8 protein-coding genes are annotated in these 14,133 nt (G+C 39.9%); all 8 read left to right on the forward strand.

Features of this window, described 5'->3' with window-relative positions; genetic code table 11:
• Positions 1-22 precede the first annotated feature (22 nt).
• Complete coding sequence (locus ODE14_RS13015; protein WP_263601740.1) at positions 23-2,413, forward strand: T9SS type B sorting domain-containing protein; 2,391 nt, start codon at positions 23-25, stop codon at positions 2,411-2,413.
• Between the two features lie 164 nt (positions 2,414-2,577).
• Complete coding sequence (dnaB, locus tag ODE14_RS13020) at positions 2,578-4,170, forward strand: replicative DNA helicase (protein WP_263601741.1); 1,593 nt, start codon at positions 2,578-2,580, stop codon at positions 4,168-4,170.
• Between the two features lie 66 nt (positions 4,171-4,236).
• Positions 4,237-4,713, forward strand: coding sequence for a ribonuclease HI (rnhA, locus tag ODE14_RS13025; protein ID WP_248389832.1), 477 nt, complete (start codon positions 4,237-4,239; stop codon positions 4,711-4,713).
• A gap of 163 nt (positions 4,714-4,876) precedes the next feature.
• Positions 4,877-7,126: a lectin-like domain-containing protein gene (locus ODE14_RS13030; RefSeq protein ID WP_263601742.1), complete on the forward strand. Its 2,250-nt coding sequence runs from the start codon at positions 4,877-4,879 to the stop codon at positions 7,124-7,126.
• Positions 7,127-7,240: 114 nt separating this feature from the next.
• Positions 7,241-9,499 (forward strand): T9SS type B sorting domain-containing protein, encoded by a 2,259-nt coding sequence (locus tag ODE14_RS13035; protein ID WP_263601743.1) that lies wholly within the window; start codon positions 7,241-7,243, stop codon positions 9,497-9,499.
• A 159-nt stretch (positions 9,500-9,658) separates the two neighbouring features.
• Entirely contained in the window at positions 9,659-11,653 is a 1,995-nt protein-coding gene (locus ODE14_RS13040; RefSeq protein WP_263601744.1) for a lectin-like domain-containing protein, read from the forward strand.
• A gap of 174 nt (positions 11,654-11,827) precedes the next feature.
• A complete protein-coding gene (locus tag ODE14_RS13045) occupies positions 11,828-12,454 on the forward strand; it encodes an NAD(P)H-dependent oxidoreductase (protein ID WP_263601745.1) in 627 nt (208 codons plus the stop codon).
• Positions 12,455-12,484: 30 nt separating this feature from the next.
• Positions 12,485-14,056: an L-aspartate oxidase gene (nadB, locus tag ODE14_RS13050; RefSeq protein ID WP_248389810.1), complete on the forward strand. Its 1,572-nt coding sequence runs from the start codon at positions 12,485-12,487 to the stop codon at positions 14,054-14,056.
• Positions 14,057-14,133: the final 77 nt, after the last annotated feature.

Genomic DNA, 14,133 nt, shown 5'->3' on the forward strand with positions numbered 1-14,133 from the left:
TAAATTATAAAAATCATTTCTAATGAAGAAAGTACTATTGCTGACTGTTTTATTTTTCTCACAATTATTTTTTTCACAGTCGGATTGTATTACTGCTATTCCGGTATGTGGAAATTCAAATATTTCCTATGATCCTACCGGCCCCGGAACAGTTACTGATATCCCCAACCCTGCACCGGACTGGCTATGCCTAAAAGGTGGAGAACACTACTCTGTATGGTACAGCTTTACGGTAGCAACTTCGGGTACATTAACTTTCGAAATAACACCCAATGTAGATTTAACCCTTCCTGCTACCGCACCGGGAAACTCAGCCGATTATGACTGGGCAGTATGGGGACCAAGCCCTACATGCGGAAACTTAGGAACGCCCGTAACGTGTAATTATGCAGGAATGACGGGAACCTGGCCAAACCCAACCGGATTATCGGCCAACCCGCCAAATGCACCGAATGCAGGATACAATCCACCTATGAATGTAACTGCCGGCCAAACTTATGTTTTATTGGTAGATAACTTTAGTCATAATTCTTTAGGATTTTCTTTAACCTGGGGAGGAACTGCAACCCTTACTTCTGCATTTACAGACCCTGCATTAACACCGAATCCATTTATTGCACCAGGTTCTCCGGCTGCAAACCCTGCAGATCCGAATGAAATTTTAAAGTGTGCTCTGCCTACCATGTTTGATTTCAGTACTCTATCTACAGGAATTATCAACGGTAACCCGAACTTTACGGTATCTTACCATTTAACGAGCAATGATGCCATTACAGGAAATGCGCCAATTACGACACCTATTATGGTGAATGCAACAACAATCTATTATTACAGATTAAAATATACCGATCCTGCCAACCCGAACAATCCTATAAACGGATGTTTCCAAGTTGGTAAATTCAAATTCAGATCAGGTAATATTGTGGTACAGGACGCAACAATATCTTCATGTAATTTCGATAATACCGGTATCGGGTACTTCGATTTAAATTCTGCGAATGTCTACAACCCTACCAACGTTACTAAAAAGTATTATCCTACCATGGCCGATCTGAACGCAGGAACCAATGAGATTACCAATCCTTCTTCCTATGCGTCTGCCGCTCCGAAAACAGTATTCGTAAAAGTTACAACTTCAGAAGGATGTGTAGGAACAGCCCAGATAACACTGCAGTTCTTACCTGCTCTTGATGTAGTTCCTACTACTGTAAAGGCTTGTAATAACAATAATGCAGGAACCGGAGTTTTTAATTTGACGATTGCAAATTCTTATCCGACTTCAACGAATGTAACCAAAAAATACTACCCTACCCTTGCGGACCTGAATGCAGGAACCAATGAAATTACAACCCCTTCTGCATATACCTCTGTTGCTCCAAAAACAGTATACGTAAAAGTAAGAACGCCGCAGGGATGTACAGGATACAACCAGATTACTTTACAGTTCAATCCTGTTGTTGTAGTAAATGATGCCTCTATTGAAGAATGCTATATAGCTACAAATGTAACAACAGCTTCGTTTGATTTGACACAAACAGTGGTAACGTCTCAGACAGGAACTTCCAAAAAATATTTTAAAACAGAAGCCGATGCTGTAGCAGGAACAAATGAAATATTAAATCCCGCAGCTTACATTGCAACAACAAGTGTGGTATATGTGAGAGTAATTAATGACACGAATTGTTATGCTATTGCAAAAATTAACCTGAAAGTTTTACCTCCGGTAACATCTTCCATTCTTAAAGATAAGATCATCTGTATAGAAGATAAAACCACTTTAGATGCAGGTCCTGGATTTGACGCTTACGAATGGAGCACAGGTGCTACCACACAATCTATTTCCAATGTGTCTGCAGGTGTTTACTGGGTTAAATTAAAAACAGGAAAATGCTGGACATTACAGCCAGTAAAAGTGAGCGCTTCCGTACAGCCGGTTATTACCAATATTGAGATCACAAACGATTCTTTTACCGTAACCGTAAACGGAGGAAAAGGTCCTTACCAATATTCACTTGACGGTACGAACTGGCAGGATTCAAACGTATTCTCCGGGCTTCCGAGAGGCGAAAATACAGTATATGTGAAAGATTCTTATGATTGTAACCCTATCAGCGTTCAGGTAACGGTTCCTAATCTGATCAATGCCATTACGCCAAACGGGGACAACAAAAATGATTATATAGATTATTCAGCACTGTCATATAAGAAAAATGTTATTTTCACCGTGTATGACAGATACGGAAACATGCTGTACCGTGCCGATAAAATCAGGAACTATACCTGGGACGGAACTTCCAATGGCAAGAAAATCGTAACCGGTACATACTGGTATACCATAACGTGGACTGAAAATGATAAAAACAATACCGAAACCAAATACAGCGGCTGGGTATTGGTAAAAAACATCGATTAATCAACCCGTTAATTTTCAAATATTTAAATCACCTCTGTTAAGAGGTGATTTTTTTATGCACATCAACACAAAACCGCATTCTTATTATATTAACAATGTTGTGTTCATAAATTGTTGAATACTATTTTTTAATTGCTTTTCAAAAAAACTATCTTTGCAGAACTATGGCGCAGAAAGAAACATTATCTTCATTGACGAACGGAAACTTTGCAAAAGAACTCTCCATTGCTGACGGAAAAATGCCGCCAAATGCTCTGGATTTCGAAAGACTGGTTATCGGAACCTTTTTAATTGACAAAAAGGGTCTGGACCATTCTATTGATTTACTTACACCGGAAGTTTTTTATGATCCGAGACATCAGGTAATTTTTTCTACCATTTTAAAACTTTACGAAGGAAACCAGCCGGTTGACTTAATGACCATCATACAGGATCTGAAGAAGGAAGGCAGATTGAATCTTGCCGGCGGAGACAGCTATATCATTGATCTTACGATGGGAGTAAGTTCGTCTGCACATATCGAATATCATGTTCGTGTTATTCTCGAAAAATATATTTTACGAAGCTTAATTAATGTATCGGCGAACGTTATTGATGCCGCCTATAAAGAATCAACCGACGTTTTTGAACTGTTGGATAAAGCCGAACAGTCATTTTTCGAGATCACCAACGGAACGATCAAAAAAGGGTTTGATACCGCCAATTCATTAGTAAAGCAGGCCATTGACACCATTAAATCTTTAAAAGATAAAGAAGGTCTTTCTGGGGTACCTTCAGGATTCCGTGATGTGGATAAAGAAACCGGAGGATGGCAGAATTCCGACCTTATCATTATTGCGGCACGTCCGGCAATGGGAAAAACCGCATTTCTTCTTTCCATGGCAAGAAATATCGCTGTAGGACACAAAATTCCGATGGCTCTGTTTTCCCTCGAGATGGCTTCCGTACAGCTTATCACGAGGATGATTGCATCCGAAACAAGAATTTCTTCCGAAAAATTAAGAAAAGGAACACTGGACGATGAAGAATGGCAAAGACTGTTCTCCAATGTATCAGAACTTGAAAACGCTCCGCTCTATATTGATGAAACTCCTTCTCTTTCTATCTTTGACTTCCGTGCAAAATGCCGTAGATTGGTAATGCAGCATGGTGTACGATTGATTATGGTCGATTATCTTCAGCTGATGACAGCCGGTGGCGGCGGAAAAGGAACCGGAAACCGTGAACAGGAAATTTCCATGATCTCAAGATCACTGAAAGCCATCGCAAAAGAACTTAACGTTCCTGTTATTGCTCTTTCGCAGCTTTCGCGTAGTGTGGAAACACGTCCCGGAAAAAGACCCCAGCTTTCCGACCTTAGGGAATCCGGAGCAATCGAGCAGGATGCGGATATCGTATCCTTTATCTTCAGACCGGAGTATTATAAAATCACCGTTTGGGATAATGATGAAGAAGGCCAGGAAACCTCAACGGAAAACCAGGCAGAGCTTATTATCGCCAAGCACAGGAACGGTGCAACTGCCGATGTACGCTTATCCTTCCTGAAACATTTTGCTAAATTCGGGGATATTGAAGCAGCTTTTGATGGCGGAATGGGTGGCGGATACCCTTCTAATTTTGGGTCTGCCGAAGCAAGTGGCTTTGATAAGATTAAAACAACCATACAGCCCGGAGCAGCATTTGATCTTCCGAATAATTCCCAGGTATCAGGATCTTCTATGAATGATTTTGATGATGACGATGATTTTCCTTTTTAAAATAATTGATAGTTAAATCATTCCTTATTTTTTTAAACTAAATCTTAGCCTCAGCCTCAATCTGATATGAGAATTGAAATATACACCGACGGCGCATGCAGCGGAAATCCCGGAAAAGGCGGGTATGGAATTCTCATGCGGGTCCCCGAAAAAAACTACCAGAAAACATTCTCAAAAGGTTTCAGGAAAACTACCAACAACAGAATGGAACTTCTCGCCGTAATTACTGCTCTGGAAAAACTGAAATCTCCTGAAAATGACATTCATGTTTATACCGACAGCAAGTATGTTGCCGATGCCATCAATCAGAACTGGCTTGCCGGATGGATCAAAAGAGGCTGGAAAAATGTAAAAAATCCTGATCTTTGGCAAAAATTTGTGGTATTGTACAATCTTCATAAGCCAAAAATGCACTGGATTAAAGGCCATGCCGGCCATTTTGAGAATGAACTGTGCGATAAACTTGCCGTAACTGCCGCAGCATCAGCAGATTTAGCCATTGACACTTACTTTGAAAATATGGAAAAGAATTCTCTTTTTTAATTTATATTCAAACTAAATACAAGTAATAACCTTTCAGTATTTACTGATATAACTTATCATTTATTATAAAATAACCATCTATTTCGGTAAAATTAACATTAAATATATATTTATTGATTAGGATTTAATATCTTTGACACGTATAAATCTAAGTGTCTAATAAATGAGTAAAAAAATCTACCTCTTTTTATTGGTAAATGCATTGCTTCTTTTTCCGAAATATGCTTTATCCCAAACCTATCAGCTTACAGGAAATCCCGTAAATACAACAGGATGGACCATGGTCGCCCCCACTGTCGTTAATACAGATTTTGTACAGCTGACTCCGGACACCAACAACCAATCCGGATCAATCCGCTTAAACGATCCAATTAATCTTAAATATTGTGACAAGTGGCGCGTGGAGTTCGATTTCAGAATGGATTCCAACCAGACGGCCAATGGAGACGGTATTGCTTTCTGGTACCTTGCCAACCCGCCGGTAGCCAGCGTTTTAGGTTCAGGACTTGGTGTATCACAGAATGCGGTAGGATTTATCGTAGGATTCGACACCTACAACAATACCACTACTGCCGTAATGAGCAAAGTGCATGTTGCCTACGGACAAGTTGCCAACACTACCGATAATAATAATGTTGAATTTTTCAATGTTGCCGGAAGTTCTTTCCACTCACCCGACATGAATACCACGCTTCCTTTTCAGGGAACAACATATAAACATGTTGAAGTGACCGCACAGGTAGACCCCGCGGCTCCCGCCAACTGGATTGTAAAAATTACCATCGATGGAAATCAAATCTGTAACCAATCTTTTGCTCCATCAGGAACAGCAGCGGCAATGACGATAGGTTATTTCGGATTTTCAGCTTCCACAGGAGGAAACAGATCAAGACATTCCATTAAAAACGTAAAGGTTTACATTGACAAAGTAGCCCTTAATCAGACAACAGTAACCGATACTTTTTGTCCGAACCCGACTACGGGACAGGGAACGGTAAATCTAACGAGTTACCAGAATCAGTTTGTAGCTAACCCTTCAAACTACACTTTCTCGTACAGTGTATCAGGAACCCCCATCACAAACCCTACGAATTACCAGTTCAGCGCCAATACCACTGTTTCGGTATTGGTTAAAGATAATTCAGGATTACTCTGTGACAACCCGGATGGTAAAATACAGCTCAATCTATCACCATTTACTGCAACTCCGGCCACGCTTACTGCATGTAATAACAATAACGCCGGAACAGCAACCTTTAACCTTACTTTAGCAAATGTAAATGAACCCGCAGGCTCTACAAAAAAATACTATAAAACATTAGCAGACCTTACTGCCGGGCTTGAAATTTCAAATCCTGCAAATTATGTTTCTGCAGCGGGCACGGTATATGTAAAAGTAACCACACCGTTAGGATGTGTGGGTTCAGCACCAATTACGCTGGCATTTTTCCCACCGATCGTGTCAAATGATGCCACGATAGAATCATGTTTTATAGAAAATGCTCCTACAACAGCATCATTTGATCTTACACAGGCAAATGTGACTTCAGCATCAGGCATTACAAAAAAATATTATAAAACCGAAGCTGACGCACTTGCTGATACCAATGAAATTGTGCCGGCAAACAATTATATTTCGACATCGTCTACAGTGTATGTAAGAATCACCAATCTTGCCGGTTGTTTTGTGATTGTTAAAATAACACTTAAAGTTTTACCTCCTGTTTATTCTTCAGTATTAAAAGATCAGACGATCTGTATTGACGATAAAACAACACTGGATGCAGGCCCGGGGTTTGATACCTACTTATGGAGCACGGGAGCCACGACACAATCTGTTCAGGATATTACACCAGGCTTGTATTGGGTACAGCTAAAAACAGGAAGATGTATAACAAAGCAGATGGTAAGGGTAAATCCTTCACCTCAGCCTGTTATTGCTACGATCGACATTACAAACAATACCATTACCGTAAACGTAAAAGGAGGAAAAGGCCCTTATCAATATTCCCTTGACGGTGTAAACTGGCAGGATTCTAATGTATTCACAGGACTCGCGAGAGGTGAAGTAAAAGTATACGTGAAAGATGCTTATGACTGTACACCAATTCAGATACAGATTACGGTTCCAAATCTTATTAACGCCATCACCCCGAACGGCGATAATGTAAACGATGTGATTGATTATTCTGCGCTTGCTTACAAAAAAAATCTTGTTTTCACCATCTTTGACAGATACGGAAATAAGCTTTATCAAGCTGACAAAATCAGAAATTATAAATGGGACGGAACAACCGGCGGTAAAAAAGTAATCACTGACACATACTGGTACACCATTACATGGAACGAAAATGACAAAAATAGTACGCAGACCACTTACAATGGCTGGGTATTGGTAAAGAACAGAGAATAATAATTTACATTAAGATCACTTCGGTTTGCGGAGTGGTCTTTTTTTAAGCAATACTAAAACCAAAAACATAAATGGCCAACTAAAAAAACTCAATAATTAATAACCAATCACTTCATGAAAAACAATCTGCTCTCTTATTTCCTCCTGATTTTAATCTGCTTTTCCGGCAAAATTTCTGCGCAGACCTATCAGCTTACGGGCAACCCTGTAAATACTTCCGGGTGGGATCTGGTTTCCAGCGCCTCTGTCAATACGGATTTCATACAACTCACCCAGGACATCGGAAACCAATATGGAGCGATAAAGCTTCAGGATCCTATCAACCTGAAGTATTGCGATAAATGGAAAGTTGAATTTGATTTCAGGATTGACGGAAACGGAACTGCACAATATGGGAGAGGCGACGGATTTACTTTTTGGTACCTGGCCAATCCTCCTACGGGATTTGTTTCGGGAGGAGGTCTCGGAATTCCTGCTAATGCCAGCGGACTGATGGTAGGATTTGATATTTTTAATAATTCTACAGAAGGCCAAATGAGCAAAATCCACGTTCTGTACGGAACAAATAACGGGCTGAATAACAATATCGAGTACAATAATACCGCAGGAAGCACTTTTCATTCAGCAGACCTGAATCCTACACAGCCTTTTGTGGGATCAACATATAAACATGTAGAAGTAAACGGAGAAACAGATCCGGCCAACCCTGCCAACTGGCTTATCAAAATAAGAATAGATGGCGTACTGATTGTTGACCAGTCTTTTGCCCCTTCAGGAGGAGCCACAGGCATGACGACAGGTTATTTCGGATTCTCTGCAGCAACAGGCGGAGCAAGTGCAAGACATTCCATTAAAAATGCAAAGATCTATATTGATAAAGTGCCCATCTTAACAAATACAATCAACCCTTTTGTATGTGTAAATCCGGCAACAGGAAACGGAAGTGTGGATCTAACTTCATTCCAGAACCAGTTTGTAACAAATCCGGCCAATTATACTTTCTCCTATTTCGGACCTGGGGGAACACTAATTGCCAATCCTGCCGATTATCAATATTCTGCAGGCACAACTACTATTACCGTTGTAGTAAAAGATCCTTCTTCCACATTATGTGACAACGGGGACGGAACTATTGTACTTACACCAAGTCCTTTTGCCGCCAATGATGTAACGCTTACCGGATGCAACAACAATAACGCCGGCGGAGCAGTGTTTGATCTTACATCAGCAACATTATCATCCGTTCCGGGAAGTACCGCTGTATTTTATAATACAATGTATGACCTCAATAATCATATCAACCCGATCACCAATTCTTCTGCTTTTCTTTCTCCTGCGGCTACTATTTATGCTCAGGTCACTACTCCACAAGGATGTACCGATGTAGCACAGATTACATTAGCATTATTTCCTGTAGTGGAAGTTCAGGAAGCAACTTTAAGAGCATGTGCTATTGAAAGCAATCCTTCAACAGGATTATTTAACCTTACAACAGCCCCTGTAACGACTCAAAACGGAGTTGTAAAACAATATTATCCTTCCCTAACCGATGCCCAAAACGGAACGAACTCAATTTTAACATTTAATTCTTATATCTCGCCAAACGGAGTCATTTATATTAAAGTTATTAACGGAAATGGCTGCTATGCCATCGCCAAGGTTAATCTTATCGTTATCCCTCAGGTTTTCTCAAACAATCTTGAAGATAAGATTATTTGTATGGAAGATACAACAACCCTTGATGCAGGACCCGGATTTACCGCATATGAATGGAGCACCGGCGCAACAACTCAAACAATTTCAAATGTCGGGGTGGGTACCTATTGGGTAAAGCTGAAGACAAGCGATTGCGAGGCAACCCAGACCGTAAAAGTCTATGCTTCTGACCAGCCTGTTATCTCAAGTGTTGATATTTCAAACACGACCGTTACAATATATGTGAACGGCGGAACCGCACCTTATCAGTATTCTACGGACGGAATTAAATGGCAGGACTCTAATGAATTCAATAATATACCTAGAGGAGACAACCATATTTTTGTAAAAGATGCATACGACTGCAATCCTATTGACATCAATATTGTAGTTCCGAATATCATTAATGTAATAACACCGAATGGAGATGGCATCAATGACGCTATTGACTATTCTGCACTTTCAGGAAAACAGAATCTCATATTCAATGTATATGACCGCTACGGGGCCAAAATCCACCAGGCAGATAAATCCAACCAATACCGATGGGACGGAACTGCAGCAGGAAGAAAAGTTCCTACAGGAAGTTATTGGTATTCCGTTTCCTGGAATGAAAATGACAAGAAAAATACGCCTGTAAAATATTCCGGATGGATCCTTGTTAAAAACCGGGATTGAGAATAAAATATCTTAAAGCTCACTTCAATATGAAGTGAGCTTCCATTTCAGCAGATTATGATACACATTATCTACTCACAGGCACTTTACAACAGCAATACACCGTACATGCCTTTTAAATTTAATTACATTTACAATCATAATTAATACGACTAGCATATGAAAAAAAACTACCTTTTTTTATTTTTTATCTTCACACTTTCTTTTTACAATACCCTTTTCTCCCAAACCTATCAGCTTACAGGAAATCCCGTAAATACAACAGGATGGACAATGGTAGCTCCCACTGTCGTTAATACAGATTTTGTACAGCTGACTCCGGACACCAACAACCAATCCGGATCAATCCGCTTAAACGATCCAATTAATCTTAAATATTGTGACAAGTGGCGCGTGGAGTTCGATTTCAGAATGGATTCCAACCAGACGGCCAATGGAGACGGTATTGCTTTCTGGTACCTTGCCAACCCGCCGGTAGCCAGCGTTTTAGGTTCAGGACTTGGTGTATCACAGAATGCGGTAGGATTTATCGTAGGATTCGACACCTACAACAATACCACTACTGCCGTAATGAGCAAAGTGCATGTTGCCTACGGACAAGTTGCCAACACTACCGACAACAATAATGTTGAATTTTTTAACATTCCGGGAAGTTCTTTCCACTCACCGGACATGAACACCACGCTTCCTTTTCAGGGAACAACATATAAACATGTTGAAGTGACCGCACAGGTAGACCCGGCGGCCCCTGCCAACTGGATTGTAAAAATTACCATTAACGGAAATTTAATTTGCAATCAGTCTTTTGCTCCATCAGGAACAGCAGCGGCAATGACGGTAGGTTATTTCGGATTTTCAGCTTCCACAGGAGGAAACAGATCAAGGCATTCCATTAAAAACGTAAAGGTTTATGTTGATAAAATTCCTTTGCTGCAGACTGCAATCACAAAAAATATTTGTCCGGACCTTACAGGAATGGCAACAATTGACTTAACAGCATTAAACTCCCAGCTTACTGCCGTTCCAAGCAATTATAATTTTGCGTATTATATAACAGGCAGCGGAACTCCAATAGCTAATCCAGCCAATTTCCAGTATAGCACAGACACAAATATTTCTGTAGTCATCAAAGATCCAACTTCAGTTTTATGTGATAATAATGACGCAACCATTTCCCTGAAAGTAGCACCTACAGTCACCACAACAGACGCTACCCTGAGAACATGTTTCCTGGAAACCAATCCATCAACAGGACATTTTGACCTTACCACAGCTCCGGTAATTACAACATCAACAGGTATTACAAAAAAGTATTACCCTTCTTTTACAGATGCTCAGAATCAAACCAATGAAATTTTAAATCCTACAAATTACATTGCTCCAAATGGTGTTATTTATATCAGAGTGAGCAACACATTCGGATGTTTCGATATTGCTAAAGTAACCCTTCAGGTAATTCCTCCTGTTTTTTCAACTGTTCTTCAGGATAAAATCATCTGTATAGAAGACACCACCACCCTTGATGCCGGAGCAGGATTTACATCCTATGAATGGAGTACCGGTGCAACAAGCCAAACAATTTCCAATGTGGGAGTCGGCACCTATTGGGTAAAATTAAAAACAGGCGATTGTATTGCAACCCAGAAAGTAAAGGTGTATGCTTCTGAACAGCCTGTAATTTCGAGTGTCGACATTTCGAATAATGTTGTTTCGGTATATGCAATCGGAGGTACTGCACCTTATAAATATTCCATTGACGGAATTAACTGGCAAGACTCCAATGAATTCAAAAATATTCCCCGTGGTGATCTTAAAATTTATGTAAAAGATGCTTATGACTGCCAGCCAATTGATATTACCGTGGTGGTTCCAAATATCATCAACGTGATTACGCCTAACGGAGACGGTGTAAATGACGGCATCGATTATTCAGCACTTGCGGGAAAACAAAATCTTGTTTTCAATGTTTTTGACCGATACGGAGCATTGATTCATAAAGCAGATAAAACCAACCTATACCGATGGGACGGAACTATGGGAGGAAGAAAAGTTTCCACCGGAAGTTATTGGTATTCTGTTTCCTGGAATGAAAATGACAAAAAAAATACACCTATTACCTACTCAGGATGGGTGCTTGTAAAGAACAGGGATTAAATTATCAATCTTATTAAAAGCTTACGGCGGCCTTTCAGGCCGCCGTAAGCTTTTGTATCGACATGTGGCCAAACCTTCAAGGTTACTTAACACCTATAATAATCACGCAGTAATAATTTCGCATATTTCGTGTTAAAACCTAATTAATTCACGTTCAATCCTTAAATTTGTGATATGAATTATTTGGAAGCTTTAAGCAGAAGATATTCTGTGAAAAAATTTAACACCGAGATTATTCCCCGGGAAATACTGCATAATATTCTGGAATCAGGAAAGTTATCTGCAAGCTCTCTGGGTCTTCAGCCTTATAAAATTCTTGTAGTGGAAAGTAAAGAGATGAAGGAAAAACTAATTCCGGCATTTTACAATCCGTCACAGATTTCCACCTGCTCGCATCTGATTGTTATTATTTCAAAAAAGAAATTGGATGAAAGCTACATCAACGGATATTTCAGACACATTTCGGAAGTAAGGGAAACTCCGGAGGAGAAACTGGACCTCTTCCGAAAAAGCATCAATCAGCATATTAATCAAAAAACTCACGATGAAATTTTCAACTGGGCAGAAAAGCAGTCTTACATTGTATTGGCAAACCTCATGTACGCTGCGGCTATTGAAAACATAGACACCTGTCCCATGGAAGGCTTTCGCCAGGATCTTATCGAGGAAATTTTAGAAATAAATCCCGAGTCAGAAAAGGTAACCGTTACCCTTGCTTTAGGCTACCGTTCGGAAGAAGATCATTTCCAGCACATGAAAAAAGTAAGAAAACCAAACGAAAAATTGTTTAAATTTATTTAATTATTTAGACGATTGTCTTAAACTAAGGATATGATAAAAGCGGATGTACTAGTAATCGGTTCCGGGATTTCGGGGCTTTCCTATGCCATAAAAGTTTCTGAGCAGCTTCCTGATGCCAAAATAATTATTGTAACAAAATCTGATGAAGACGAAAGCAATACCAAATATGCACAGGGTGGACTTGCCGTGGTTACGGATTCTAAAAATGATAATTTCGACAAACATATTGAAGACACCATGCGTGCCGGAGACGGTGAAAACAAACGTGATGTTGTAAAGATGGTCGTCACCGAAGCTCCTGCAAGATTCAATGAAATCGTGGAATGGGGCGCTAATTTTGATATGAAAAATGGTGAATTTGCTTTAGGAAGAGAAGGCGGCCACACGGAAAACAGAATTGTACACCACAAGGATATCACAGGTTTCGAAATCGAAAGGGCATTACTGGAAACAGCCAATAAAAGCAGCAATATTGAAATTCTTGACCATCATTATGTTATAGACATTATTACCCAGCACCATGTTCCCGGAAAAGAACTGAATGAAGGCGACATCCACTGCTACGGCGCTTATATTTTAGATGAAAAGTCTAAAAAAATAAAGAAAATCACCTCAAAAATAACTTTGGTAGCCACAGGAGGTGCCGGACATGTTTACAAAAATACCACCAATCCCACTATTGCTACAGGAGATGGAATTGCATTCGTAGCCAGGGCCAAAGGAAAGGTTTCCAATATGCAGTATTACCAGTTTCACCCCACCGCTTTATACAGTAAAATTGACGGAATGCTGTTTCTGATTTCCGAAGCTGTGCGTGGAGACGGAGCAAAATTAAGAACAAAAAGAGGCGAAAAATTCATGCAAAAATATGATGAACGTGAAGAACTAGCCTCCAGAGATATTGTGGCACGAGCTATTGATGCCGAAATGAAAATTACAGGTGATGAATATGTAGGACTGGACTGCCGTGAAATGAATCATGAAAAATTCCTTGAACATTTCCCGAATATCTATAAAAAATGTAAAGATGAAGGAATTGACCCCTTCAAACAGCTTATTCCCGTAGTTCCGGCATGCCATTACCTGATGGGAGGAATTGAAGTAGACAAAGACGGACAATCTTCTATAAGAAATCTTTTTGCGGTAGGAGAATGTACCAATTCGGGACTTCACGGAGCGAACCGGTTAGCATCCAATTCACTACTTGAAGGATTGGTCTTCGGGCATAATGCAGCCATTAAAACGGTTGAGCTTTTAAATGAAAACCATTTTAATTTCGATGATCTCAAAGCTGTTCCCGAATGGAATGAAGAAGGAATGAAAATCATGGATGAAATGGTGATCGTCTCTTATCTCAGAAAACAACTTCAGGAAATGATGAGCGATCTTGTAGGAATTGTACGCAGCAACCGCCGTCTGAATATGGCACTTCAGAAACATCAGGAAATTGCTGCTGCCGTGGATGAAATTTACCACTATTCTATTTTATCTCCACAGCTTTCAGAATTGAGAAATCTAACAACCGTTGCTCACCTCATCATCACCCAATCAATGGAAATGAAGGAGAATAAAGGAGCTTTTTACAATAAAGACCTGGCTTAATATTTTAAAATTATTAAGAAAAATAATTTTTTACTTTTTATAAATCATGATCTTTCATTTGGAAAAAGATCTTGCTT

This window comes from Chryseobacterium sp. PET-29 (assembly GCF_025736815.1).
Classification (GTDB): domain Bacteria; phylum Bacteroidota; class Bacteroidia; order Flavobacteriales; family Weeksellaceae; genus Chryseobacterium; species Chryseobacterium nepalense.